25 protein-coding genes and 7 tRNA genes are annotated in these 26,624 nt (G+C 31.9%); 25 read left to right on the top strand and 7 right to left on the bottom strand.

The features are described 5' to 3' along the window. From B2X73_RS08565 to B2X73_RS08550, 4 genes are all read left to right on the top strand, one after another. On the top strand, positions 1 to 456 hold a 456-nt coding region (locus B2X73_RS08565; RefSeq protein ID WP_291096247.1), incomplete at its 5' end, for an alpha-ketoacid dehydrogenase subunit beta. Between the two features lie 78 nt (positions 457 to 534). Further along, positions 535 to 3,072: a DUF5686 family protein gene (locus B2X73_RS08560; RefSeq protein WP_291096245.1), complete on the top strand. Its 2,538-nt coding sequence runs from the start codon at positions 535 to 537 to the stop codon at positions 3,070 to 3,072. A gap of 30 nt (positions 3,073 to 3,102) precedes the next feature. Beyond that, positions 3,103 to 3,585, top strand: a complete 483-nt coding sequence (locus B2X73_RS08555; RefSeq protein ID WP_291047917.1) for an inorganic diphosphatase — start codon at positions 3,103 to 3,105, stop codon at positions 3,583 to 3,585. A 125-nt stretch (positions 3,586 to 3,710) separates the two neighbouring features. Beyond that, positions 3,711 to 5,144, top strand: a complete 1,434-nt coding sequence (locus B2X73_RS08550; RefSeq protein WP_291096243.1) for a M28 family peptidase — start codon at positions 3,711 to 3,713, stop codon at positions 5,142 to 5,144. A gap of 40 nt (positions 5,145 to 5,184) precedes the next feature. On the opposite strand, the gene B2X73_RS08545 is transcribed toward B2X73_RS08550, so the two are convergent. Then, on the bottom strand, positions 5,185 to 6,561 hold the full coding sequence (locus B2X73_RS08545; RefSeq protein WP_286495270.1) for a tryptophanase: 1,377 nt from the start codon (positions 6,559 to 6,561) through the stop codon (positions 5,185 to 5,187). Between the two features lie 119 nt (positions 6,562 to 6,680). After that, positions 6,681 to 7,094 carry an acyl-CoA thioesterase gene (locus tag B2X73_RS08540; protein WP_282630886.1) on the bottom strand — a complete coding sequence of 138 codons (414 nt, stop codon included), beginning with the start codon at positions 7,092 to 7,094 and terminating at the stop codon, positions 6,681 to 6,683. A 343-nt stretch (positions 7,095 to 7,437) separates the two neighbouring features. On the opposite strand from B2X73_RS08540, the gene B2X73_RS08535 reads away from it, so the two are divergent. The 3 genes from B2X73_RS08535 to B2X73_RS08525 all read left to right on the top strand — a co-directional run bounded on the left by B2X73_RS08535 (position 7,438) and on the right by B2X73_RS08525 (position 8,910). Beyond that, positions 7,438 to 8,589 (top strand): LOG family protein, encoded by a 1,152-nt coding sequence (locus B2X73_RS08535; protein WP_291096241.1) that lies wholly within the window; start codon positions 7,438 to 7,440, stop codon positions 8,587 to 8,589. 169 nt (positions 8,590 to 8,758) lie between these two features. Then, positions 8,759 to 8,831: transfer RNA gene (locus tag B2X73_RS08530), tRNA-Met, on the top strand. A gap of 6 nt (positions 8,832 to 8,837) precedes the next feature. Further along, a tRNA-Met gene (locus tag B2X73_RS08525) sits at positions 8,838 to 8,910 on the top strand. Between the two features lie 47 nt (positions 8,911 to 8,957). On the opposite strand, the gene B2X73_RS08520 is transcribed toward B2X73_RS08525, so the two are convergent. After that, positions 8,958 to 10,442, bottom strand: coding sequence for a hypothetical protein (locus B2X73_RS08520; RefSeq protein WP_291096239.1), 1,485 nt, complete (start codon positions 10,440 to 10,442; stop codon positions 8,958 to 8,960). Between the two features lie 97 nt (positions 10,443 to 10,539). On the opposite strand from B2X73_RS08520, the gene B2X73_RS08515 reads away from it, so the two are divergent. Next, complete coding sequence (locus B2X73_RS08515; RefSeq protein ID WP_286495266.1) at positions 10,540 to 11,175, top strand: suppressor of fused domain protein; 636 nt, start codon at positions 10,540 to 10,542, stop codon at positions 11,173 to 11,175. A gap of 234 nt (positions 11,176 to 11,409) precedes the next feature. After that, the gene (gene trxA / locus B2X73_RS08510) at positions 11,410 to 11,766 is read left to right on the top strand and encodes a thioredoxin (protein ID WP_084106970.1); all 357 of its coding nucleotides are present in this window, start codon (positions 11,410 to 11,412) and stop codon (positions 11,764 to 11,766) included. Between the two features lie 73 nt (positions 11,767 to 11,839). On the opposite strand, the gene B2X73_RS08505 is transcribed toward trxA, so the two are convergent. Beyond that, positions 11,840 to 12,616 (bottom strand): enoyl-CoA hydratase/isomerase family protein, encoded by a 777-nt coding sequence (locus B2X73_RS08505; RefSeq protein ID WP_219033920.1) that lies wholly within the window; start codon positions 12,614 to 12,616, stop codon positions 11,840 to 11,842. Positions 12,617 to 12,869: 253 nt separating this feature from the next. On the opposite strand from B2X73_RS08505, the gene B2X73_RS08500 reads away from it, so the two are divergent. From B2X73_RS08500 to B2X73_RS08445, 12 genes are all read left to right on the top strand, one after another. Next, entirely contained in the window at positions 12,870 to 14,264 is a 1,395-nt protein-coding gene (locus tag B2X73_RS08500; RefSeq protein ID WP_219033919.1) for an anthranilate synthase component I family protein, read from the top strand. 3 nt (positions 14,265 to 14,267) lie between these two features. Beyond that, positions 14,268 to 14,831, top strand: coding sequence for an anthranilate synthase component II (locus B2X73_RS08495; protein ID WP_125349948.1), 564 nt, complete (start codon positions 14,268 to 14,270; stop codon positions 14,829 to 14,831). A gap of 4 nt (positions 14,832 to 14,835) precedes the next feature. Further along, positions 14,836 to 15,822, top strand: coding sequence for an anthranilate phosphoribosyltransferase (gene trpD, locus B2X73_RS08490; protein WP_125349947.1), 987 nt, complete (start codon positions 14,836 to 14,838; stop codon positions 15,820 to 15,822). Next, the gene (gene trpC / locus B2X73_RS08485) at positions 15,819 to 16,604 is read left to right on the top strand and encodes an indole-3-glycerol phosphate synthase TrpC (RefSeq protein ID WP_125349946.1); all 786 of its coding nucleotides are present in this window, start codon (positions 15,819 to 15,821) and stop codon (positions 16,602 to 16,604) included. Before trpD ends, trpC begins: the two co-directional genes overlap by 4 nt. Next, entirely contained in the window at positions 16,601 to 17,272 is a 672-nt protein-coding gene (locus B2X73_RS08480) for a phosphoribosylanthranilate isomerase (RefSeq protein ID WP_125349945.1), read from the top strand. Before trpC ends, B2X73_RS08480 begins: the two co-directional genes overlap by 4 nt. 12 nt (positions 17,273 to 17,284) lie before the next feature. Beyond that, positions 17,285 to 18,469, top strand: coding sequence for a tryptophan synthase subunit beta (gene trpB / locus B2X73_RS08475; protein WP_125349944.1), 1,185 nt, complete (start codon positions 17,285 to 17,287; stop codon positions 18,467 to 18,469). Positions 18,470 to 18,529: 60 nt separating this feature from the next. Beyond that, a tRNA-Pro gene (locus B2X73_RS08470) sits at positions 18,530 to 18,604 on the top strand. A gap of 51 nt (positions 18,605 to 18,655) precedes the next feature. After that, positions 18,656 to 18,730: transfer RNA gene (locus tag B2X73_RS08465), tRNA-Pro, on the top strand. Between the two features lie 24 nt (positions 18,731 to 18,754). Continuing rightward, a tRNA-Arg gene (locus B2X73_RS08460) sits at positions 18,755 to 18,828 on the top strand. 19 nt (positions 18,829 to 18,847) lie between these two features. Then, a tRNA-Ser gene (locus B2X73_RS08455) sits at positions 18,848 to 18,931 on the top strand. A gap of 22 nt (positions 18,932 to 18,953) precedes the next feature. After that, positions 18,954 to 19,028 (top strand) — tRNA-Pro (locus B2X73_RS08450). 47 nt (positions 19,029 to 19,075) lie between these two features. Further along, positions 19,076 to 19,990 carry a hypothetical protein gene (locus B2X73_RS08445; protein ID WP_125349989.1) on the top strand — a complete coding sequence of 305 codons (915 nt, stop codon included), beginning with the start codon at positions 19,076 to 19,078 and terminating at the stop codon, positions 19,988 to 19,990. Between the two features lie 36 nt (positions 19,991 to 20,026). Here the strand turns inward: B2X73_RS08445 and B2X73_RS08440 are convergent, their stop codons facing one another. The 3 genes from B2X73_RS08440 to B2X73_RS08430 all read right to left on the bottom strand — a co-directional run bounded on the left by B2X73_RS08440 (position 20,027) and on the right by B2X73_RS08430 (position 22,172). Then, positions 20,027 to 20,929, bottom strand: a complete 903-nt coding sequence (locus B2X73_RS08440; RefSeq protein WP_125349990.1) for a ketopantoate reductase family protein — start codon at positions 20,927 to 20,929, stop codon at positions 20,027 to 20,029. Positions 20,930 to 21,018: 89 nt separating this feature from the next. Beyond that, on the bottom strand, positions 21,019 to 21,507 hold the full coding sequence (locus B2X73_RS08435; RefSeq protein ID WP_221855472.1) for a hypothetical protein: 489 nt from the start codon (positions 21,505 to 21,507) through the stop codon (positions 21,019 to 21,021). Beyond that, on the bottom strand, positions 21,504 to 22,172 hold the full coding sequence (locus B2X73_RS08430; RefSeq protein WP_219033914.1) for a hypothetical protein: 669 nt from the start codon (positions 22,170 to 22,172) through the stop codon (positions 21,504 to 21,506). The genes B2X73_RS08435 and B2X73_RS08430 overlap by 4 nt, the downstream gene beginning before the upstream one ends. A gap of 181 nt (positions 22,173 to 22,353) precedes the next feature. Here B2X73_RS08430 and B2X73_RS08425 point away from each other — a divergent pair, with 181 nt between their 5' ends. From B2X73_RS08425 to B2X73_RS08410, 4 genes are all read left to right on the top strand, one after another. Beyond that, positions 22,354 to 23,790, top strand: coding sequence for an amino acid permease (locus B2X73_RS08425; RefSeq protein WP_371875724.1), 1,437 nt, complete (start codon positions 22,354 to 22,356; stop codon positions 23,788 to 23,790). A 67-nt stretch (positions 23,791 to 23,857) separates the two neighbouring features. Then, positions 23,858 to 24,634: a hypothetical protein gene (locus tag B2X73_RS08420; protein ID WP_125349992.1), complete on the top strand. Its 777-nt coding sequence runs from the start codon at positions 23,858 to 23,860 to the stop codon at positions 24,632 to 24,634. A gap of 13 nt (positions 24,635 to 24,647) precedes the next feature. After that, a complete protein-coding gene (locus B2X73_RS08415; RefSeq protein WP_038330800.1) occupies positions 24,648 to 25,352 on the top strand; it encodes an SDR family oxidoreductase in 705 nt (234 codons plus the stop codon). A gap of 123 nt (positions 25,353 to 25,475) precedes the next feature. Further along, the gene (locus B2X73_RS08410) at positions 25,476 to 26,570 is read left to right on the top strand and encodes a glycosyltransferase family 9 protein (RefSeq protein ID WP_291096237.1); all 1,095 of its coding nucleotides are present in this window, start codon (positions 25,476 to 25,478) and stop codon (positions 26,568 to 26,570) included. Positions 26,571 to 26,624: the final 54 nt, after the last annotated feature.

The following is a 26,624-nucleotide window of genomic DNA, read 5'->3' as shown; positions in this document are numbered from 1 at the left end:
CAGATGTATGGAGATAAAATGGAAATGCCAGATGAAGAATACACAATCGAAATTGGTAAAGCAGAAATCAAACGTGAAGGTACAGATGTAACGTTAGTTTCTTTCGGGAAAATCATTAAGCAAGCTTACATTGCTGCTGATGAATTAGCTAAAGAAGGAATTTCTGTAGAAGTAATTGACTTACGTACAGTTCGTCCATTAGATTACGATACAATTTTCAAATCTGTTAAGAAAACAAATCGTTTAGTAGTTTTAGAAGAAGCTTGGCCTTTCGCTTCAGTTGCTTCAGAAATTACGTATATGGTTCAACAAAAAGCATTCGATTATTTAGATGCACCAATCAAACGTATCACAACAAAAGATACATCAGCGCCTTATGCTCCAAACTTGTATGAGACTTGGATTCCTAATGCAAAAGATGTAGTTGAAGCTGTAAAAGCTGTGATGTATAAATAATTAAGATTTATAAACTATATTTGTAAAGTCTAGCATACATTTTGCTAGACTTTATTTTTTTTTAACCAAATCTTATTGATGAAAAGTTATATAACAGCTTTTTTTATAGTTGTTTTAGCGTCTGTGCACGCGCAAGTAAAAATTCAAGGAAAGGTAATCGATTCTGAAACTCAGAAGCCTATTCCTTACGCAGATATTCGTTTACCAGAACTTAAAGTAAGTGCAACATCAAACTCTGATGGCACTTTTTATATCGAATCTAGTTCGAATACAAATAAAATTGTCGTATCAAAAAATGGATATGAAACGTCTGATTATGTAATTGAAAATAAAATTGATTATAATTTTATTGCTCAATTATTTTTAGCAGAAGACAATACTTCAGAAGAAGATGACGGAACGGTAGATTTACAAACTGCGGTTGTTTCGGCAAAGAAAAAACGTCTTAAAAAGAAAGAAAATCCAGCTTATGCTATTTTGCGTGAAGTATGGAAACGTAAAAAGAAAAATGGGCTAAAATTAGCACCACATTACCAATATGATGAATACGAAAAGTTGCAATTTGATATTAGTAATATCGATTCTACTTTTATGAAACGTAAGATTTTTAAAGGAATGGAGTTTGTTTTCGAGAAAGTAGATACTTCTTCTATTAATGGAAAAACATATTTACCAGCTTTCTTGAATGAGTCAATTTACAATGTTGCAGGAATTAATAAACCTTCTACAAAAGAACGTCGAGAATTAATTGCAAATAAAACATCAGGTTTCGAGAAAAATGAAGTGGTGGCTTCTACGGTAAAAAATCTTTTCCGTGATATTGATATTTATGATAATCGTGTCAATATTTTAGATATTAAATTTGTGAGTCCAATTGCTACAGATGGTTTCGCGGTTTATGATTACGAATTGAAAGATACTATTGATGTAGATGGAATAGAATCTTATCGAATCAAATATTATCCACGTCGCGAAGGTGAATTGACATTTAAAGGAGAATTATATATTTCGAAAGATGCTTATGCGGTGAAAGAGGTTGTGATGGAAACGACGAAAGAAATGAACGTGAATTTTGTACGTAATATTTTCATGAATCTAGAATATGATATTCCAAACGATTCTATTTTCTATCCGAAAAAAGAATATGCGATGTTGGATATGTCGTTGTTGAGTAAAAAGGAAAGTGCGAAAGGAATTTTTGCGCATAAAACGGTGAATTATTACAATTACGATTTCGATACAACACATCCCGAAGCTTTTTATTACGAGAAATTAGATCCAGCAAAAGCTGCGCTTAACGAAAAAGATAATCAGTTTTGGACAGAAAATCGTCCTGAAGCTTTAACGAAAGATCAAGAAGGTATTTACGAAACATTAGAGCAATTAAATAAAGTACCAAAATTCAATAATATTGTGAAAGCAATCGAGATTTTTGGTTCTGGATATTACAATGTCGGAAATGCAATTGATATCGGGAATTTATATTCATCTTTTGGATACAACCAAATCGAAGGATTCCGTTTGAGAGCTGGAGCTCGTACATATTTTTCGCAAAATGATATGTGGCGTGCGCAAGGTTTCTTGGCGTATGGTTTTGGAGATGATAAATTCAAATATGGAGGAGATTTTCGTTACATGTTCAATAAATATAATCGTTTTCAAGTCGGTATCGGAACAAAACGTGATGTAGAACAATTGGCTGCAACGTTAACGGCTTCTGACGGAATTATGACGCGTAGTTTTGCCTCGTCATCAATCATCAATCAAGGAGATAATACATTTTTGAGTAATAATAATTTGACAAATGTGTATGCGTCGATAGAGCCTTGGAAGAATGTAACGTTTCGTGTTGATGGAAATTATCAATTGATCAAACCAGCTGATGCAGTACATTTTTCGATTGGATATGAAAAAAACGGTCAGATTAAAGAAACTTTAACAAATTCAAGTGTAAGTGTTTCGGTAATTGCTCGTCCAGGTGCAAAATATTCGCAATACGGGATTGATCGTTACGAAATGACAACACTTGCACCCACGTTAATGTTGCGCTATACAAAAGGATTGAAAGGTGTAATTAATTCAGATTTTGAATATGATAAATTACAATTTTTATATACACAACCAATTTTGATTGGATCTTTTGGTAAATCATTGGTAACTGTAGAAGCAGGAAAAACATTTCAAGGTGTTCCTTTATCATTAATGAGTGCGTTACCTGGAAATGAGAGTTACGGACAAGTTTATGGTACATTTTCACAATTAGATTATTATGAATTTGTAACAGACGAATATGTAACGATGAACTGGGAACATCATTTTAACGGTTGGATTTTGAACAAAGTTCCGTTAATCAAAAAATTAAAATTAAGAGAAGTAGGATTCTTGAGAGCGGCTTACGGAGACATTTCGGAGAAAAGTAAAGCTATTAATCGTTCGACAATAGAATATTTTGCACCAAATCAACAAATCTACTACGAATACGGGTTTGGGATCGAAAACATTGGTTTTGGAAACATTAGACCAATACGTGTTGATTTTAATTGGCGCGGAAATTATAATAATTTGCCAGATGTTCGTAAATTTGGCATCACAATCGGTTTAGATTGGAATTTTTAGAAAATACATAATAAAAAAAAGAATATTACAATGACTTTTGATGCAATCATTGAAATCCCAAGAGGATCTCGCAATAAATATGAAATGGATCACGAAACAGGAAGAATCCGTTTTGATCGTGTTTTATACTCTCCAATGTTCTACCCAGCTGATTACGGTTTCGTAGAAAATACATTAGGATTAGACGGAGATCCAATTGACGTATTAGTTTTCTTAACAGAACCTACTGTTCCTGGATGTGTAATCGAAGTAAAAACAATCGGTGTTCTTAAAATGTCTGATGACAAAGGACAAGATGAAAAATTAATTTGTGTACCAGTTGCTGATCCAACATGGAACCAATTAGAAAACATCACTGATATGAATCCTCATACATTGAAAGAAGTTGAGCACTTTTTCAGAGTTTATAAAGACTTAGAAAATAAAACAACAACAATTGAAGGGTACGGTGATAAAGCAGAAGCAGAAAAATTATTGCAAGATGCAAGAGAGCGTTTCGTACCAGCTCATTAAGAAATAATTTATAATTTCATATAAATAGTCCTCATTTTTTGAGGACTATTTTTTTTGATTAAATTTTCCTCCCATTCTATCAACTATTTCCAAAAACATTTTTAAGTTTATAGAAATACTCACACATGAAATCGAAATTTTTATTAACACTAGGTTTAATCTCTACAACCATGAGTTTATCTGCTCAAACTAATCAACAAGTTTTAGACTTGATTAACAAAGAAGTACAACAAAATTCTGAAGCTTATCAACAATTAAAAAAAGCAACCGAAACAATCGGACATCGTGCAACAGGAACAGAAAATGGACGAATAGCAGAAGAATATGCAGCAAATTTGTTGCGTTCGTATGGTTATGATGTGTCTTTTCAAGAGTTTACATTTAGCGGATGGAATCGTAGAAGTTTAGATTTAAAAATCAATAATCAACCTATAAAAGCCGTTGCTTTGGCGCATTCGCCAGAAAATGTTAGTCTTTCGGGAGAATTGATTGATTTAGGAAATGGACTTGAAGAAGATTACAAAAAGATTGGTGATAAAGTAAAAGGAAAGATTGTTTTTGCTGCGCTTGGTTTGTTGGATGGAACGCCAAAAGAAATAGAAAATCTACATCGTTCCGAAAAAACAGCTTTAGCAGAAAAGTACGGAGCGAAAGGAATTATCTTGTTTAATCGCCCTGCTGGAGGAATTCTATTGACAGGAACGGCTTCTGTAACGGGAGAAATTATTAAAATTCCTGCGATTAATATTAGTTTAGAAGATGGATTGAAAATTAAAGAAAATCTATCAAAAGGAAAAGAAATTGCTAAAATCGAAATGAAAAATGATGTTGGACAAATGAAAGGTCGCAACATTATTGCAAAGAAAATCGGTTCTAAATTTCCAAACGAAAAAATAGTTCTTGGAGGACATTTAGATAGTTGGGATTTGGCTACAGGAGCAATTGATAACGGCGTTGGAAGTTTTTCTGTAATGGATATTGCGAGAACGTATAAAAAGTTAAATCTTCAAAATGATCGAACAATAGAATTTGTTTTATTTATGGGCGAAGAAGTTGGTTTGATAGGTTCTAAATATTATGTCAATCAAGCGTTGAAAGATGGTTCTATCAATCAAATCAAAGCAATGTCGAATATGGATATGACAACAAATCCAAAGTCGTATTACTCGACAATGGAAAGTAATTTGCCTATTTTAACTGATTATGCGAATGATGTTCAAAAAGTGATTCCAGATTTTAAATTGAAAACATTTGCGAGTGTAGATTTACATTCAGATCATCAACCGTTTATGTTGCAAGGCGTGCCTATTATTGGGCTTTCGGATAGTCAATTTACAAAAGGTGCTTTAAATTGTTATCACGCAAATTGCGATACATTTGATTATGTAGAAGAAATTGGTCTGAAAAATAATGTGATTTTGGAAACCTATTTGTTATATCGTTTGAGTAATTTGAAAGAAATTCCTTCGAAACGTTGGAAAGAACAAGAAATTAAGGAAGCCTTAATCAAAGGAAATTTAGAAACTCCACTTCGTATTTCGGGCGATTGGAGATGGTAATATCAAAAAAATCCTTCAGATTATCTGAAGGATTTTTTATTTATTTCTTTTTCAATTTTACAGTGAAATGTCTTAAAATTTCAGATTCCCACGAAATTTCATAACCTGAATTAATCTCGTTTCGTCGATCAAAAATATTTTTTAAAGCTACTGCAATATAATCCATATGGCTTTGGAAGTAAGTTCTTCTTGGAATTGCCAAACGCAATAATTCTAATTTTGGATAACGATTTTCTCGTGTTTCAGGATCACGATCTGCCAAAATAGTTCCGATTTCTACACCACGAATTCCAGCTTCTTTGTACAATTCGATTCCCAATGTTTGCGCAGGAAATTCTTCACGTGTTACATTTGGTAAAAACTTTACAGCATCAACAAAGATGGCGTGTCCACCAATTGGTTGCTGAATTGGAATTCCAAACTCAATTAATTTATTCCCTAAATATTCAATTTGTTTGATGCGCGATTGTAAATAAGAATATTCTGTCGATTCTTGTAAACCTTGTGCTAAAGCTGCTAAATCACGTCCAGCTAAACCGCCATAACTTAAATATCCTTCGTAAATAATTCCGAAATTTCCACAAATTTTATATAGCTCTTCATTATTCAGTGCAATAAATCCACCAATATTTACCAAACCATCTTTTTTCGCAGACATTGTCATTCCATCACCGTAAGAAAACATTTCTAAAACAATTTCTTTAATCGTTTTTGTCTTGAATTCTTCTTCTCTTTTTTTGATGAAATAAGCGTTTTCTGCAAAACGAGCGCCATCAAAAAAGATTGGAATTCCATATTGATTAGACAATTCACGAACTTGACGAATATTTTCGATTGATACAGGTTGGCCACCAGAAGAATTACATGTAACAGTGATTAATGTAAATGGAATTTGTTCTTTTCCGTATTCTTTGTAGACATTTTCTAACTTTTGTAAATCGATATTTCCTTTGAAAGGATGAATCAATTCGCTGTCAAAAGCCTCATCAATAGTACAATCAATTGCGTGTGCTTTTCTAAATTCGATGTGACCTTTTGTCGTATCAAAATGCGAATTTCCAGGAACAACATGACCTTCTTTTACAAGAGCTGAAAACAATACATTTTCCGCTGCACGACCTTGATGCGTAGGCAAAAGAAACTCAAATCCCGTGATGGTATTAATGGTTTCTTTCAGTTTTAAGAAAGATTGAGAACCAGCATAACTTTCGTCTCCAGTCATCATTGCAGACCACTGTTTGTCGGACATTGCTCCAGTTCCAGAATCAGTTAATAAATCAATAAATACTTTGTGGCTTTCTAGGTTAAATAGGTTGTAATCTTTTTCTTCGATCCACTTTTCACGTTCTTCTCGAGTAGATTGATAAATTTCTTCGACCATTTTTATGCGAAATGGTTCGGCAAAAGGTAATTCCATTTTTTGTGTTTAATGTAAAACTAAGAAACCTTTAGAATATTATCAATTATTAATTGGAATTCATAAAAAAATCCTCTATCAAAAAGATAAAGGATTAATAAAATTTCTATAGCTCGTTATTAATCAATAACAGGAACAGGTCTTTTATTCTCGTTGATTGCAACTAATGTAAAAGTTCCCGATATAGCTTTATCTCGCCCGTCTCTATACATACTTTCAATATAAACATCAATTTGTACATCCAAACTTGTGCGTCCTACGCGTACAACTTTTCCTACAAATTCAACAATTGTTCCAGCAGGGATAGAATGTTTAAAGTCTATTTTATCGCTACTAACTGTAACAATAGGTTTACGACAAAAACGAGTTGCTGTCATAAAAGCAATTTCATCCATTAAATACATTACTGATCCTCCAAACATTGTGTTGTGGTGATTTGTATCTCCAGGAAAAACAGCTTTGAAAATGCGAGTTTCAGAATTGATGATACGTTGTTCAATCAACTCTTCTCTTGGTGTTTTTTCCACTTCCATTATCATATATTTACACGTTACTTTTCTTAATTAATTTTTGAGTTGATAATGTTTTTTTGTGGTGGTTTGATGATTTCATAGAACATAATTTTACTTTTTTCGCGAAAGTTTTTGGTTAATTATTAACTCAATTTAGTGGCATTCTGACTTGTCAAAAATATTGATTTACAGTTGCGCGACAGTTCGTGATTTGCATACGATTCCCCATTAAGTTGAGCACGAATTTGATGCAAATATAAATTAGAAAAATGAAAATTAGCAGATTTATTGTCCCGAATTCGTAGGTATGGAATAATTCGTGTAAATTCATTTTTTCGAATTTTTAATGAAGTAAGAAATAAGAATGAAAATAAAACCAATCAAAGATTTAGTTCATAATCTATCAGAATGGAATGAATTAGTTTCTCAAACCAAAGATTTAACCGATAAAGTAGTTCAAGATGTTAATTTTTTGCATCAAGAAATCAATTGGGAAGAGTATAATTTATGTAATACATCGTTTTTGGGTTGTAAGTTTAAACAATATGAAGCAATCTATTTAATCGAAAAAGGAGCATTCGTTTATCCAAAATTTGAATCAGTTCCCTATAATCCATATCGTGGAAAATTGTATACTTGGCAAGAGTTGATGGAAGGTTATAATCCGGACAATGATGAAAGTATAGATCTTAAAATCTATAAACATTTCAAAAAACATAAATATAATCCGTCTGTTTCAGAAGCTTTGGCGCAACGTTTACACGATTTGTCAATTGATGATGGTTTGCGTCGAATTTTAGAATATGATGAAAACGGAATGACGAAGAAAAAAGTGATTGGTTTTATGGGTGGACATTCTACTGCGCGCAATTCTGAGTTTTATAATGAAACGGCGAAAGCAGCGAAATTGGCAACTGAAAAAGGTTATTTTGTTGTTTCTGGTGGAGGACCTGGAATTATGGAAGCAGCAAACTTAGGTGCTTATATGGCAAACTATGCAGATGAAGATTTGATGAATGCGATTAATATTTTAGCAGATTTAGATTTTATTGATGATCAAAGAACCGAATACTTGGCAAAAAATTATATGACTAATGCACAGAAGGTTTTAGAGATTTACCCAAATGGTGCAGAAAGTTTGGCTATTCCTACTTGGTTTTATGGTCACGAGCCAAGTAATTTATTTGCCACGAATATTGCGAAATATTTTTCTAATAGTATTCGTGAAGATATGTTGTTAACAATTAGCTTATTTGGTTTAGTTTATGCGCCTGGAAGTGCAGGAACGACACAAGAAATTTTTCAGGAAGCAGCTCAAAATCATTATGGAACTTCCGGATATTACAGTCCAATGATTTTTTTGAGTAAGAAAAGATATGTAGAAGATACAGCGATTTATTCGGTTTTGCATCAATTAGCAACAGGAAGACCATATAAAGAGTTATTATTTTTAACAGATAGTGCTGATTTAGCAATTGATTTTATCGAAAATCATCCACCAATCAAAGCGATTTAAAATTATTTTAGAAGATTATTAAAAATAAATTTAATTATTTAAAACTACATAAACCTCTTTAATAAAATGGTTTATGTGGTTTTTATTTGTTTTATGTCCGAATAAAATAAAATAATTTCGAAAAATGTTTGGTATTTTAAATAATGAACGTATATTTGCAGTCCAATAACGCGAGATGGAGCAGTAGGTAGCTCGTCGGGCTCATAACCCGAAGGTCACAGGTTCGAGTCCTGTTCTCGCTACTAAATCGCGAGGTGGAGCAGTAGGTAGCTCGTCGGGCTCATAACCCGAAGGTCATCGGTTCGAGTCCGGTCCTCGCTACTACAAAGAGAGTTTCTAATAAGAAGCTCTCTTTTTTTATTTATAATTTATTTAACGTATTTAAAATTTTCTAATAGCCAACTATAAGATTCAATTGCTTTTAAAACAACTTCGACTTCAATATGTTTGTTGTTAGTTCCATGAAAAATAGCATTTCTTTTACTAGAGATGTGGCTATATTTAGCTATAGTGTTTCTTTTTAAACTACTATCTAATATTTTATTATTAAATAGTTTATTAAGTTTTTTGTATACAGATGTATGTATTAAATATTCTGGAGGCCAAATTATACTTTTAAAGATTTCCTTGGAGTTATGTTTTATTAATTCTTGTTTTACTTTATCATAATAATTTTCACTAAAAAAAATGTCTTTCTTTAATTCTAATTCATTACATATTTCGTCAATTTTGTATTCGAAAAAAGCTTCGATACCTATATTCAGCCAAAATATACTTAAATGGGAATCTCCTAAGGATAAGTAGTCTTTTGCTAGAATTAAACATTTTTCATGCCATAGAACTTGATTCGTAAGATCTATATTTATCGTATCAATTGATTTATCAAAATTTTGAATTTTAAATCCCGTTTTAATAGGATAGTTTACCCATTGTATAATATGATTATTTGAGTTTAATTCAAAAGTTATGTTTTCAATATCGTTTGGAAAAGCTAGCCAATTTGTTAGGTGTTCATTATTTTTATTTCTTAATTGCCATGATATATTTGATATTGTTTCATATAAAAATTTAAAAATAAAGGGATTGTGTTTGTCGACTTCATCATATTCAGAATAAAGTTTTTCAGAAATCTTTAATAAATCTAGGTAGCCATAGATTTCAAATCTAATGTTGCAGATAGAATGTTGCCAACTTGAGTTCGAGTTTTGACTGATTACAGATTTTGAATCAGTTGTTATTGTATGAATGGTGTTGTTAAATAAAGGGGTTAATGTTATTTTAATTGATTTATTGTTATAAATTGTGTTAATAATAGTATTTTTTTTAACAGGAGATACAGGGATTGAGCATGTGGCAATTGTTATTATCCTATTTGTTTTGTAACCTTCTATTATGTTAGTTAATTTTTCATAATGTTCTAAATACTCAGCTCTTTTATCTTCACTTAAACAATGTTTTAATAGATCTATGTTGTTCAGTTCATCATAATATTTTTCTATTTTTATACTTTCATTTTTTTCAACTTTATTTAGTAATTGGAATATTAATTTGTCTATAAGTAATGTTAAAATGTTATTCATATAACCATTCTCTATTTTTATAAAAAGATTTAAATACTCTTCATAAATAAGTATATCATGTTTAGTATGGTATCTATCGCTAGGGGTAGAAAATCGGTTAAAAAGATGACAATTGTAATATAGAAATTTAGATAAAACTGGACGGGTTAATAGTTCTTTTAAATATTGTAAATTATCTTTTACAATAGGAAGATATTTTGAACTTTTTTCTTTAGAGAGATTCTCTTTATGGTTGTATGAGTTTATGTATTCAATTAATTCTTCTATTTTCATTTTAGTGTATTTGTATTCAAATCTACAAAATAATCACTTTAAACTCTTTTTGTGTTTAGAAACAAGGAAATAGAAATCTATAGCTTATTTTTGCATCATGAATGTAGAAGAATACAAAAAACAATATAAATCAGATCAAGCGGTTGGTGCAATTGCGATCGAAAATCGCTTAAAAGAAGTTTATGGGACTTTAGAGCCTCGTTTTTATTCGCCTCAAGTGATGTCTTTTCAAGGAGGTGATGATCCAATTGATGGCGTTGCGGTCTTTGATGTCAATGGTTATTATCATTTGGTGAGTTACGGAATGTCGCATTTATACTATTCTGAGGAAAGTGTAGGAGCGGATTTTAGTAAGTGGGGATTTGAGTTTTCTTTCCGTGTGAAACCTGTTAAAGATGATAATGGTGAAGATCCTTTTTGGGTGGTTCAATTAATGAATAATTTGGGACGATTCGTGAACGAAACAAAAGTTTGGTTTGATGAGTACCAATTTTTACCCTTAGGAGGTCCAATTCGTACAGATTCGGAAACGGACATTGTTGGTTTGGCTTTTATCAAGGATGATGATTTAGATGAAATTGATACGCCGCATGGAAAAGTTACATTTATACAAATGATTGGTTTGAATTCGGAACAATTGAAAAGATTGGAAGATAATTCAACCAAAGAAGAAATAATGTCAGTGATAGCTGAAATAAAGTCAGTTAATCCAAAATTTGTGTGTGAATTATAGTAGAATTTCTAAAATAAAACATATTTGCGTTAACCTATTTCTTAAATTATGTTAAATGTAAAAAACAGATTGTCAGTATTTTAAACTTGGTATTTGTTTTGATTATATCTAAATGTTAGTAGCACTAACAGTAGAATAAATTTTTCATAGGTTAGGTTAATAATTAGTAAAGCTAATTATGAAGCACTTCTTCGGAAGTGCTTTTTTTAGTATATTTAAGAAGAAAAAATAAAGATGTTTAAAAATTTATTCAACCGAAATAAAAATCAATCAAATAACAAAGAAGAATCAAAAACGATGACTTTCGAAGAAATTATTAATTCAGATAAACCAGTTTTGTTAGATTTTTTTGCAACTTGGTGTGGTCCTTGTCAAATGATGGGTCCAGTTTTGCAACAAGTGAAAGAAGAATTGGGAGATGATGTCAAAATCCTAAAAGTGGATGTTGATAAATATCAAGATTTAGCTGCACGATATCAAGTGCAAGGAGTTCCGACTTTTGCCATTTTCAAAAATGGTGAATTATTATGGAAACAAAGTGGAGCACGACCAAAAGAACAATTGGTTACAGAAATCAAAAAATATATTTAAAAATAGGTTTGCTTTGCAACCAAAGTCGATTAAAAAATCCGCTCAATGAGCGGATTTTTTTGCTTATGTAAATTTACTTAAAATTAGGTTTTCTTTTCTCAACAAAAGCAGTTGTTCCTTCTTTGAAATCTTCTTCGTCAAATAAATTTCCGAAACTTTCAATTTCAACTTCAAAACCATTGTCTTTATCTGACGCATTAATCGCTCGAATCGCGTGACGAATCGCTACAGAAGAATTTTTTGAAATTTTAGTCGCAATTTCTTTTGCTCGATCAATTAATTCAGCTTGCTCAACAACTTCATTCACTAAACCAATTTCATACGCGCGTTCAGCTGTAAACATATCTGCTGTCATAATTGCCTGCATTGCACGACCTTTTCCAATTAATTTTGGCAAACGTTGCGTTCCTCCATAACCTGGAATCAAACCTAATGTAACCTCTGGTAATCCTAATTTTGCATTGGTTGATGCTATACGAAAATGAGACGCCATCGCTAATTCTAAACCACCTCCTAAAGCAAAACCATTCACTGCGGCGATTACAGGTTTTTTAGAATTTTCAATTTTATCAAAAACATTTTCTTGTCCTTTTGCAGCTAATTTTTCACCTTGACGACCATCAAAACTTGCAAATTCTTTGATATCAGCACCAGCAACGAAAGATTTTTCACCAGAACCTGTTAAAATAATTACTCGAATAGCGGGATCAGAATCTGCGTCTGTAAAAAAGTTTGAAATATCATCTAATAAATCTTTGTTCAATGCATTTAATGCTTGCGGACGATTTAAGGTAACTAATGCAATTTTATTTTCTACTTCAACAATCAGATTGTTATAATTATATTCCATTTTGTTTGTGTTTTTATTATTCACTCAAAAATATCAATTGTTCACTCAACTAAAAAATTTATCAAAAAATAATTTGTACAATTCAAAATCCTTCCTAAATTTGTCCCAATGAAAACATTATTTACAAATAACTGGTGGTGGAATATCGAACAACAAAACGTTGGTTCGTAAGACCTCTATGCAGTTATATGTAGAAAAGGCTTGTCGTAACCGACAAGCCTTTTTTTGTGCTCTAAACCTAAATATTTAACAAATGAATTTAACTTTTAACATACAGAAAGAAACTGTTTTAGCCGATTTAACAACTCCTGTTCAGCTTTATTTGAAATTGCGAGATATTTATCCGAATGCCTTATTATTAGAGAGTTCTGACTATCATTCTAAGACAGATGCTAACTCTTTTATTTGTCTAAATCCGATCGCAACTTTTAAGGTTACAAACGGAATTGTGAATGAAACGTATGCGAATGGAGAAACAAAAGAATATGCGTTGAATGGTCAAGAATTGACAGAGAAATTCAAAAAATTTACAAGTCAGTTTATGATTCAAAATGGAGAAGATTTACCTGTAAATGGTTTATTTGGATACATTGCGTGGGATGCGATTCCACATTTTGAAACAGTAAAATTTTCAGCAAAAGGAAACGAAGCAACGATTCCAGAATTTTCGTATTCGTTCTATCAAAATATTGTGGTGTTCAATCATTTTCACAATGAAATTCAATTCATCGAATTTCAAAATGATGAAATAGATTCTAAATTTTCTGAAATTAAAAGTGTTGTTCATAACAAATCAATTGTTGAATATCCATTTAATGTAGAAAGTGAAATTCAATCGAATTTAACAGATGATGAATTCAAAGAAATGGTGACAAAATGTAAACAATCTTGTTTCCGTGGAGATGTTTTCCAAATTGTTCCTTCTCGTCAATTCAAACAAAAATTTTCGGGTGACGAATTTAATGTTTACCGCATTTTACGCTCTGTAAATCCTTCGCCCTATTTGTTTTATTTCGATTACGGAAATTATAAAATCTTCGGATCTTCACCAGAAGCGCAAATTATCATTAATAATAATCATGCAGAAATTCATCCTATTGCAGGAACAGTTCGCAGAACTGGAAGTCCAACTTTGGACAAAGAATTGACCGAAAAATTAATTGCTGACCCAAAAGAAAATGAAGAGCATGTGATGTTGGTCGATTTGGCTCGCAATGATTTAAGTCGAAATTCTGCTGATGTAAAAGTCGCACAATACAAAGAAATTCAGTATTTCTCGCATGTGATTCACATGGTTTCAAAAGTAACTGCTCAATTGGATCCAAGCGTAAATACGATGAAAGTTTTTGCAGACTCTTTTCCGGCTGGAACACTTTCTGGCGCACCAAAATTCAAAGCAATGGAATTATTAGACGGTTACGAAAATCAAAATCGTGGCGTTTATGGTGGCGGAATTGGATATTTAGGATTCAACGGTGACATCAACATGGCGATTGCGATTCGTACGTTCGTCAGCAAACAAAATACCTTATATTTTCAGGCTGGTGCTGGAGTTGTTTCCAAATCGGTCGAAGAAAATGAATTACAAGAAGTCAATCATAAATTAGGAGCGCTTCGTCGCTCAATAGAAATCGCTCAAAACCTATAAACTATGAAAATTTTAGTTATCGATAATTACGATTCGTTCACCTATAATTTAGTGCATTCATTAAAGAAATTCGCCGATGATATTACCGTTGTTCGCAATGATGGAATTACTTTGGAAGATGTGAATAATTATGATAAAATATTACTTTCTCCAGGTCCAGGAGTTCCTGATGAAGCCAATTTATTGAAACCAATCATCGAGAAATATGCTTCAACAAAATCTATTTTTGGCGTTTGTTTAGGACAACAAGCAATTGGAGAAGTTTTTGGAGGGAAATTATTAAATACACAAGAAGTTTTTCACGGAGTTGAATCTAAAATTGAAGTAATAAAAGACGAAGTGTTATTCCAAAATTTACCAAAAAAATTAGAAGTTGGACGTTACCATTCTTGGGTAGTTTCAAATGAAGATTTTCCTGAAGAATTAGAAATTACAGCAGTTGGTCCAAAAGGAGAAGTGATGGCTTTACGTCACAAAACGTATGATGTTCGCGGTGTTCAGTTTCATCCAGAATCTATTTTAACACCACTTGGAGATGAGATGATTAAGAATTGGTTAGAAGCTTAAAACGATGAAAAAATTATTAAATTTATTATTCGAAAATTATACTTTGAGCGAAAATGAAGCCTATCAAATTATGGTGGAAATTTCGGAAGAAAAATATTCGGCTGTCGAATTAGCTTCATTTATGACCATTTTTAATATGCGTAACATTACGTTGGAAGAATTAAAAGGATATCGTCGAGCGTTGTTAGATTTATGCATCAAAGTTAATTTACCAAAGCAAGCGATTGATGTTGTAGGAACGGGCGGTGACGGAAAAGACACTTTTAATATTTCGACATTGAGTTGTTTTGTCTTGGCTGGAGCTGGAGAGAAAATTATTAAACAAGGAAATTACGGAACGTCGTCTGTAAGCGGTTCTTCGAATATGTTGGATAATTTTGGTTACGAATTTTCTGTTAATCAAGATAAATTAAAACGTGAGTTCGAAGAAGTTGGAATTACATTTTTACATGCGCCACTCTTTCATCCGGCTTTAGCGAAAGTTGCTCCGATTAGAAAAGGTTTGGCGATAAAAACATTTTTCAATTTAATGGGGCCTTTGGTGAATCCTGTTCAACCAGAATTTCAAAATTTAGGAACATATGATGTCAAAACTGCTCGATTATATCATTATGTGATGCAAAATTCGGGCGTGAAATATTCGATTTCGACTGCGTTGGCTGGTTATGATGAAGTTTCGTTGACATCGCCTACAAAAGTGTTCAATAATTCGGGGGAATTTGTTTTAGAAAGTAAAGATTTTGGTTTAAATATTCTTCAACCTGATGAGATAAAAGGAGGAAAATCAATCGAAGAAAATTCAAAAATATTTTTGAGCGTTTTAGAAGGAAATTCAACTAAAGCACAAAAAGAAGTTGTTTTAGCAAATGCTGCTTTAGCGCTTAAAACAATTTATCCAACCAAAGATTTAATCGAATGTGTAGCAATTGCGAACGAAAGTTTAGACAGTAAAAAAGCATTGAATGTATTCCAAAAATTAATGAAACCATGAAAACGATATTAGACGAAATTGTCGCGCAAAAACGTATTGAAATTTTAGAAAAACAGAAAACTCAATCAATAGAAAGTTTTAGAAATTCAGAAAATTTTTTGCTTCCTGTTAAATCTACAAAAGCTTCAATTTTAGATAAATTAAAATCTGGAATTATTGCAGAATTTAAGCGAAAATCACCATCGAAAGGTTTTATTAACAAAGACGCAAATGTAAAAGAAGTTGTTTCCGGTTACGAAAAGTTTGGTGCTTCTGTCGTTTCTGTTTTAACAGATGAGCAATTTTTTGGCGGAAGTTTTGATGATTTAAAACAAGCAAAAGAAGTGTTGAATATTCCTGTTTTGCGTAAAGATTTTATTGTTGATGAATTTCAAGTGTACGAAACAAAAGCGATTGGTGCAGATTTGATGTTATTAATTGCAGAATGTTTAACAAAAGACGAAGTCTATAATTTAGCTAAAACTGCTAAGGGAATTGGATTAGAAGTTTTATTGGAATTACATTCAGAAGATCAATTAGAAAAGGTAAATGAATTCATTGATTTGATTGGAATTAACAATCGTAATTTGAAAAATTTCGAAGTTGATATTGAAAAATCAAAACAAATCTTGAAACAATTACCAACCGATTTAATTAAAGTTGCGGAAAGTGGAATTTCTGATCCTAAAACAGTAAAAGAATTAAGACAAGCTGGATTTCAGGCATTTTTAATTGGTGAAAATTTTATGAAAGCAGATAATCCATCTCAAGCATTTGAGCAATTTGTAAAAGAATCAAAATGAAACGTTTTCAAGTAAAGGTTTGCGGAAATAATAACATCGAAAATTTTAAAGAAATTGCAGCAATCGAACCCGATTATGTAGGCTTTATTTTCTATCCAAAATCAAAAAGATTTGTAGAAGACGAATCTATTTTTGAAGTTTTTCCGAATGCAGAAAAAGTTGGCGTTTTCGTGAATGAATCAGTCGAGAAAATTCTCGAAAAAGTTGAAGAATATAAATTAGATGTTGTCCAATTACATGGTGATGAAACAGCTGACTTTTGTGAAGAATTAATCAATCAAAAACATCAACGATTATTAACTGATGAAAACTTTTTAGACTTTAAAATTTGGAAAGCCGTTGGCATAAAATCGATTGAAGATTTTCAACAATTAACCACTTATCAACAAGTTATTGATAGTTTTGTTTTCGATACAAAATCAAATAATTACGGAGGAACTGGAAAGAAATTTGATTGGCAATTGTTAACAAATTATCAGTTATCAATACCCTTTTTATTAAGTGGCGGAATAACACTTGAAGATGCATTTATCTTGAAAAATTTTCAGCATCCGAAATGTATTGGATTTGATATCAATAGTGGTTTTGAGTCAGCACCAGGAATAAAAAAAACTGACGAAGTAAAACAGTTTATCGATACAATTGATGGACGAATTGAACAAAATTAAAAAAGAAACAAAATGAAATACGAAGTTGACGAAAGAGGTTTTTATGGTGAATTTGGAGGAGCATTTATCCCAGAGTTATTACATCATAATTGTGAAGAATTATCTGAAGCTTTAGCACAATATATCGATACAGACGAATTCAAAAATGAATTTAATTTGTTATTAAAAGATTACGTTGGTCGACCAAGTCCATTGTATTTTGCACCAAATCTTTCAAAAAGATATAACACCAATATTTTATTAAAGCGTGAAGATTTGAATCATACAGGTGCACATAAAATCAATAATGCGATTGGTCAAGCTCTTTTAGCAAAACGAATGGGTAAAACCAAAATTATTGCCGAAACTGGTGCTGGACAACATGGTGTTGCAACTGCTACTGTTTGTGCGTTGATGGGATTAGAATGTATCGTTTTTATGGGAGAAATTGACATTGCTCGTCAAGCACCAAATGTTGCACGAATGAAAATGTTAGGTGCAGAAGTTATTCCAGCAACCTCAGGAAGTAAAACCTTGAAAGATGCAACAAATGAAGCGATTCGTTATTGGATCAATAATCCTGAAACTTTTTACATCATTGGTTCTGTAGTTGGTCCTCATCCTTATCCAGCAATGGTAACGAAATTCCAAGCGATTATTTCAGAAGAAATTAAAGCACAAATGAAAGAGAAATATGGGAAAGAAAATCCTGATTACGTGATTGCTTGTGTTGGTGGCGGAAGTAATGCTGCGGGAGCTTTTTATCATTTTTTAAATGATGATTCTGTCAAATTAATCGCGGTTGAAGCGGCAGGTTTGGGCGTAGAATCTGGAGAAACTGCTGCTACAACTATCAAAGGAACAGAAGGAATTATTCACGGAAGTCGAACATTATTGATGCAAGATAAAGATGGACAAATTGTTGAACCTTATTCAATTTCGGCTGGATTAGATTATCCTGGCGTTGGTCCTTTACATGCGCATTTGTTCAAAACTGGACGTGCTGAATTCTTAAATGCAACAGATGATGAAGCCTTGGAAGCTGCTTTTATGTTGACAAAAGAGGAAGGAATCATTCCTGCATTAGAATCTTCTCACGCTTTAGCTGCTTTAGAAAAAATTAATTTTAAACCGCAAGACATTGTGATTCTGAATCTTTCAGGAAGAGGAGATAAAGATTTAGAAACATATATGAAAGTTTCCGAAAAATATTCTTAAAAATATTTGGTTAATTTTCAAAAATCACCTTACATTTGCACCCACGATAATGAAATCTATCGGGGTGTAGCGTAGCCCGGTCATCGCGCCTGCTTTGGGAGCAGGAGGTCGCAGGTTCGAATCCTGCCACCCCGACAAAATTTTCATCCGAAAATAGAAAGATTTATCGTAAAAGAATGACCGAATCGGGGTGTAGCGTAGCCCGGTCATCGCGCCTGCTTTGGGAGCAGGAGGTCGCAGGTTCGAATCCTGCCACCCCGACAAAATTCAATGAATTTTTGGATCGGTCCAGTAGCTCAGCTGGATAGAGCAACTGCCTTCTAAGCAGTAGGTCTCAGGTTCGAATCCTGACTGGATCACACGTTTTATTAAAAACCAGGAGAGGTGCCAGAGCGGTAATGGAGCAGATTGCTAATCTGTCATCGGGAAACCGATGCCAGGGTTCGAGTCCCTGTCTCTCCGCATTTTTTTTGAATGACCGAATCGGGGTGTAGCGTAGCCCGGTCATCGCGCCTGCTTTGGGAGCAGGAGGTCGCAGGTTCGAATCCTGCCACCCCGACAAAAACCTTTGTATATTTGCAAAGGTTTTTTTTATACATTTATTTCATGAAATCTATCTTAGGTAATAAAGAATCTTTTGTCTCATACTCTGTCGCTTTTCTATTTATTTTAATCATGATTGGAACAGCAATGATTTATGATGATAAAGAAATTATTTTACCAGAAGTTGCTGCATTATCTGTCGGAATTTTAACGTTTCGAGAAAATAAATGGCTACAACGACCATTTCATATTTTTTTACTTCCATCCATAACTGCTATTTTAGGATTTGGGATTAATTTTTTACCGATTATATTATCATTCAAATTAGCATTGGTATTGGTTGCAATGTTAATTGTCCTGAAAATTTTTAAAAGTCAACTTGCGCCAGCATTAGCTACGGGATTATTACCAATTGTTACAAATACAGAATCTTTTGTATTTCTATATGCGATATTTCTATTTGTCTTTTTACTTTTTCTATCAATAAAAATATTCAAACTAAAACCAACTGAAAATGCGGTTCCAATGATTTATACAAGCCATAACAGATGGTTAATCGGATTATGTGTAGTTTGGTTTACAGCTTGTTATTTTAGCGGTTTTGCACATTTCTCTGCTATTCCACCTATTATCGTAATTTCTTTTGAATCTTTAAATAATCCAACATTAAAATTAACCGTACGTCTAAAACGTATTCTTGTAATGTTCATGGCTACAATGGCTGGTTGTTTAACAATGCATTATCTTGATAATTGGTTAATCATTGGCTTGATCGATTTGATTATCGTAATGTTTATTTTGAAATTAACAGATTTACGCTTACCTCCTGCTTTTGCAATGGTTATTTTACCAATGATTTTACCTTCTGACTCGATAAAATATTTACCTGTTGCAACATTAATCATGAGTATATTTTTTATGCTATCGATTTATATTATTCAGAAAGTTGCTTATCCAAAAGCGATTGATTTCAAATAAAAAAGTCATCCAAAATTGAATGACTTTATGACTATTTTAATATGTTTCTTCGATTGATTTTACCATATTATAAATGAACTCGTTGTAAGGTGTCGGAATATTATATTGTTTTCCTAAACTGATAATTTCGCCTGCAAATTCATCCACTTCCGAATATCGTTTTGCTTCGCGATCTTGTAACATCGAAGTTTTACCAAATTCATCCACAATTTTCATCGTAGATTTCATTCGATCCACTTCTTCTTGACCAATTGCAACTCCATGTGCATTCCCAACTGCAAGAACTTCATTAGAAATCATATCCATTAAAACCTCGAGATGTTGATTGGTACGAAATTGTCCATATGGAAACTCCAACAAAAACGTCAATTGATTTCCGACAACATTTACCAAATATTTCGCCCACTGCGCTTTCTGAATATCATCCGATAATTGATTTGGAATTTCAGCAACATTCATCAATTCATGTAAATCGACTAATTTATCATGATTAATTGAATCCATTTTCCCAAAAATAATTTTTCCTATACTCGAAAACGTCACGCGATTATCAACTTTTACAGCATCCATATATGCAACTGCATTCACCACACGATCCCATCCAAAATGATCTGCCAAAACACGTTCAGAAGAAATTCCGTTCATCAAACTTACAATCATTGTGTTTTCACCAACAAAAGGCTTCATATCTTCTATCGCTTGCTGTAAATGTGAACTTTTAACGACTAAAAATATATAATCTGGATAATTATTCTCCTCGATTTTTGTGACATAATTAAAATCATACGCTTTATCATTCACAAAAATTTGCGATTTTTCGTATCGATTTTTTCGCTCCTCATCTACAATTACACTTACAATTTCTGGATTATATTCATAAAAACTCGCTGCATATTTTGCTCCTAAAGCTCCCAATCCAAGAAAATAAATTGATTTCATTTTTTTGTTATTTAGAAGATAAATTTAAAATAAAATCTACAACATTTACGAATTAAAGTCTTTGAAAAAATTTAATATTTCGGTTATAATTAGTTTTGATAAACTTTTGACAATTCTTTTGGATTGAGATACAAATAATAAATCAAATTACGCAAATCATCAAGGTTTGAGCTAGAATCTACAGCTATTTCATTCTCTTTTTGAAAATTCTTTTTCAATACATCATACAATTGATTTATTTTCTTCCAATTATCTTTTGCAGCAATTTTTTCAACAGATTTATTATTCGCAGATTTCGCTAATTGTGAGGGCATTTTCTGAATCGCTTCAAATAAAACATATAGATTGTTGACATGATTGATATAATTGTATGTTTCATTTACGGCAAAATAATTCAGAAGAGTTTTCTCTTCATCCGAAATTTTCAAGCTTGAAATTAACATCATTTCCTCACCTAACCATTCATAAGCCGACAATCCAATTTGAGAAGCATTTGACGTCACAACCATTCTTGGAATTGGTTCTGCATTTGCAATTTTATTTAAAGTAAATCCTGTTTTTTGATTCAGAATATTCAATCGATTATTTGCAGGAGCAAGACATTCAAAGCATAATCGCAATTGTATCCTAACGCAATAATCTCTTCAAATTCAGAAAAAATATCGGCAGAAGTATCGTTGTTAAAACTCTCAAAATTTTGCAAACAATTATCTTGATATTTTTCTATAAAATCATTCATAGAAGAATAATCTTTTTTATCATCATCCCAAATAAGATTAAAATTATAAGCAAAAATATTCACAAATTGCATCGTTTTACTTTGAGGATTTTCATCAACAAATTTTTGATATACTTCTACTTTAGGAGATTCTATATCGTAATCATCCATCAACGCAATTAAAAATCGTTCATTGATTGGAGTTTTAGTTCCAAATTTCTTTCCAACTGACTTTTTAAATTTCTCTTTATAATCAACAAAATATGATTTTTGATTATCATTCACCACAAAATAAACTTCGAGTTCAGAAAGAAGCCCAACTTTTTTGCCTAATTCTATATTATTATCCAACATATATTTTTCGAAAGTAGAATAATCAATTCCTTTTTCTTTCGTTTTTTCTAAGATCGTTTCATCAGGATAAACTCTCGAACCAAAAGGTAAAGAATATAAAAAAGGTCCATCTGCAAAAAGTTGAACTGAGGTGAATAGAGTCAATAGAAAAGTAAAAAGTAGTTTTTTCATAAGGTTGATTTTTATATAATTAGAAATTTTATTGAATATTTTTTCAATTTTTAGATGATTTAACATGAATAAAATTTATTATTAAAGCATTTTCTTTATATTAATTCAAACAAGACAATTCTTCAAATTGTTCTTTTAGAAAATAGTTTTTACATATATTTAACAAATTAATACATCACACGTGAGTCAAATAAATAATACTGAAGAAAAAGAATTACAAAGAGGCCTTACTAACCGACATATTCAATTGATTGCTTTAGGTGGCGCGATTGGAACTGGTTTGTTTTTAGGAATTGGACCTGCTGCTGTTTTAGCTGGACCATCTGTTATTTTGGGATATGCAATTGCAGGAATTATAGCCTTTTTTATTATGCGCCAATTAGGAGAAATGGTTGTTAACGAGCCTGTTTCAGGAAGCTTTAGTCATTTTGCATATAAATATTGGGGATCTTTTGCTGGATTTGCTTCTGGTTGGAATTATTGGATTCTTTACGTTTTAGTAAGTATGTCCGAATTGACTGCAATCGGAATTTATGTACAATTTTGGTGGCCAGAAATTCCATTATGGGCGTCGAGTTTGTTCTTTTTTATTGTGATTAACGCATTGAATTTAGGCTCAGTAAAAATGTTTGGTGAAGCTGAATTTTGGTTTTCTATCATCAAAGTAATTGCCATTATTGCTATGATAATCTTCGGAGCTTACTTATTAATAAGCGGAACTGGAGGTGAACAAGCAACAATACAAAATCTTTGGAACAACGGAGGTTTTTTTCCAAAAGGTTGGTTATCTGGTAATAGCGAAGGCGGTTTTAGTGGATTATTCGCCGCAATGGCTCTTATTATGTTTTCTTTTGGAGGTTTAGAATTGATTGGCATCACAGCTGCTGAAGCTAAAAATCCAGAAAAAACAATTCCAAAAGCAACCAATCAAGTAATTTATAGAATTTTAATCTTCTATGTTGGAGCATTAATTATCTTATTTTCGTTAGCTCCTTGGGAAACGATTACGGATAAAAGTAGTCCTTTTGTAATGGTTTTTGAGAATTTGAATCATTTGAAACTAAATATTTTTGGTAACACAATTGATTTTTCAAGATTAATTGCCAATGCACTAAACATTATTGTTTTGACGGCTGCTTTATCAGTTTACAATAGCTCTGTTTACAGTAATAGTAGAATGTTATATGGTTTGGCAGAACAAGGAAATGCGCCTAAATTCTTAAAAAAATTAAACAAAAATCACGTCCCTGTTATGGCGATTTTAGTTTCATCTTTTTTCGCAGCAATTTGTATTTTAATTAATAAAATAATTCCAGAAGATGCATTTCATGTATTGATGTCTTTAGTGGTTTCTTCGTTGGTAATTAACTGGATTATGATTTCGATAACACATCTTAAATACCGAAAACAAAAGAATTTGGAGAATACAAAAACATTATTTCCATCTTTCTTGTATCCTATCAGTAATTATATTTGTCTAATTTTCTTATTTGGAATTTTAGTGATTATGTGGTTTACAGGACTTAAAATTTCAGTAGAATTAATTCCAGTTTGGTTGATCTTCCTTTACATCGCTTATCGAATTGTAAAAGAAAATAAAAAGACTAAGAATTCTTGATAAATTTTAATTTAAAATAGTTCATATAAAAGCTTCAAGATTACTTGAAGCTTTTTAATTTTACATCATGAAAAAAATAGTTGTTGGATTCATTTTGATGATGAGTTCTATTGTGTTTTCACAAGAAATTTATCAAGTTATAGCGCAAGAAGGATTGACAGTTAGAACAAGTCCGAATGGAAAACGAATTGGTAAAATTCCGTATGGATATCCTGTTAAAATTTCAGAAAAAGGTGAAGCGTTTGCAATTAAAGATAATGGGAAAGCAAAAAGTGGAAACTGGGTGAAATTAGATGTTAGCTCGTCTAAATTAATTTTGGATGAAGGAGTTAATGATTCTTCTGCTCAAGGCGATTTGTATGCGTTTAGTGGTTATTTAATCACACAACAAAATTTTGTCAATCAATTCGAAACAGAAATTTCTACGCACCCAGCTTTTAGCGAATTTTATTTAGCAACAGCTTACAAATGCTTCGCAATTAAAGGCGACTTTTTTGGTGACGGTGTGGTGGATTATTTATATAGAATGATTGATACAAAAGGAAATATCCGTTTATTTATTGTGAATAATATGAAAAAAGGAAGTCAAATTTATGGTTTGGGAGGAGCAAAAGATCCGTTCAAAATTACAAATTATGATTTCGGAACGTTGATGATGATTCCAAAAGGAACGCCACTTTATTCGAATTATAAAGATGGAGTGAAACGAAATTTAAATGGAGTTTCTAAAAATGAAATCGTAACTTTAGATTATGATGCGATTTATGTGCATCAAGATAACGCAAAAGAAGGCGGATTTATTTACCGAAAAGATGGTAAATGGAATTGGCTGAACCAAAAATAAAACTAAAATAATTATGCAAAATATAGAAGGTAAAGTAGCTTATATAACGGGGGGAACAAAAGGAATTGGATTAGGAATTGCAAAATCATTGGTAGAAAATGGTTTGAAAGTGGCAATTTCTGGACGAAACATTGATGATGTTGAAAAAGCTCGTCATTATTTAGGAAATCAAAATGTATTGGCTATTCAGTCGGATGTGAGACATTTCGAAGATGAACAAAATGCAATTGAGCAAATTATTTCTGCGTTTGGACGTTTGGATATTGTGATTGCAAATGCTGGTTTAGGAAAATTTGCGCCAGTTGATGAACTTTCTTTAGAAGATTGGAATGCGATGATTGATACTAACCTGACAGGAGTTTTTCATACAATAAAAGCGTCTGTTGAAGCACTAAAAGTTTCGAAAGGATATTATATTTCGATTGCTTCTTTGGCGGGAACAAATTTCTTTGCGAATGGAGCGGGTTACAATGCTTCGAAATTTGGCGTTGTCGGTTTTACCCAAGCAGCGATGTTAGATTTGAGAAATTATGATATCAAATGTACAACGATTATGCCTGGTTCTGTGACTTCAAACTTTAATGATCATGTGCCAAATTCGGAGGATGGATGGAAAATTCAGCCCGAAGATTTAGGACAAATGGTAGTTGATTTATTGAAAATGAATCCAAATGTTTTGCCAAGTAAAATAGAAGTTCGTCCTACGAAAACAAAATAATTTAAAGATCTCGATAAGAGATCTTTTTTTATGAAAAAAATATTTCGTAATTACCAATAGTTTACATAGTTTCGTGGAAAAATAAGAATACAATAAAGGTATTTTTTTAACGAGCACTTTTTAATGAATTTTAAAAAATCAGTCAATCATTTTCGTCGTACAATTATGCGTCGATTAACAGGAGGAATAGGTGATGGTAATTTGCCAAAGATAGACAAAGAAAAACCTCTTGAACTTAATAGAGTACTGATAAACAGACCCAATCAGCGTTTAGGAAATATTCTATTGATTACACCTTTGATTCAGGAAATTATCCGATATAATCCTGGTGTTAAAATTGACTTATTTGTAAAAGGTAAGGTTGCTCCGATTATTTTTGAGAACTATCCTCAAGTTGATCAAATTATTGAATTACCTAAAAAACCTTTCAAAGAATTGATTCAATACGCTAAAGTTTGGCTAAAAATCAAAAAAAAGAATTACGATTTAGTCATTAATGTTGATAAAAATTCATCTTCAGGACGACTTTCAACTTCTTTTGCGAATTCTAAGTATAAAATTTTTGGAAATGAATTTGAAATGAATTCGAATCAAGAAATTCATATTCATCAAGCGCAATATCCAGTTTATCTGTTTAGAAAATTCATAGAATTATTTAAAAATAAAGAAGGGAATTTAGATATTCCAACTCTAAATATTCAGCTAACAGAGAAAGAATCTTTGAAAGGAGTAGAAATGTTAAATGAATTGATTCAAGATCCTTCAAAGAGAACGTTGGCGTTTTTTACGTATGCAACAGGTGTAAAATGTTATGATGAGGAATGGTGGATAGAATTTTATAATTTATTTTATCCAAAATATTCGCAAGAATATAATCTAATTGAAATTTTACCTGTCGAAAATATTTCGATGTTAAATCATAGATTGCCTACTTATTATAGTAAAGATGTGAGAGAAATTGCAGCGGTGATGAAAAGTTGCGAATTTGTGATTGCAGCTGATTCTGGTATGATGCATTTGAGTTGTGCTGCGCCTACAAAAACAATTGGTTTGTTTAAAGATCAAAGCTTCTTAGAGCGTTATAAACCTTATGGAGTAGGAAATGCTGTGGTCTTGATTAATAATGAAGATAAGGGGATTCTTGTTCAAGAAATGGATAAATTATTGTTTAAAAAGCTGTTTTTATTATTAAATAAAATTTGTATCGATTTGATATGAAGTAAATTAACTTCTACAAAAATATTTTAATTTCGTTTGATTATTTCATAGCTT

It is taken from the genome of Empedobacter sp. UBA7252 (assembly GCF_002472765.1).
GTDB classification, from domain to species: Bacteria; Bacteroidota; Bacteroidia; order Flavobacteriales; family Weeksellaceae; genus Empedobacter; species Empedobacter falsenii_B.
Note: the sequence above shows the minus strand (reverse complement) of the source record. Positions and strands in the feature narration are given on the sequence as shown.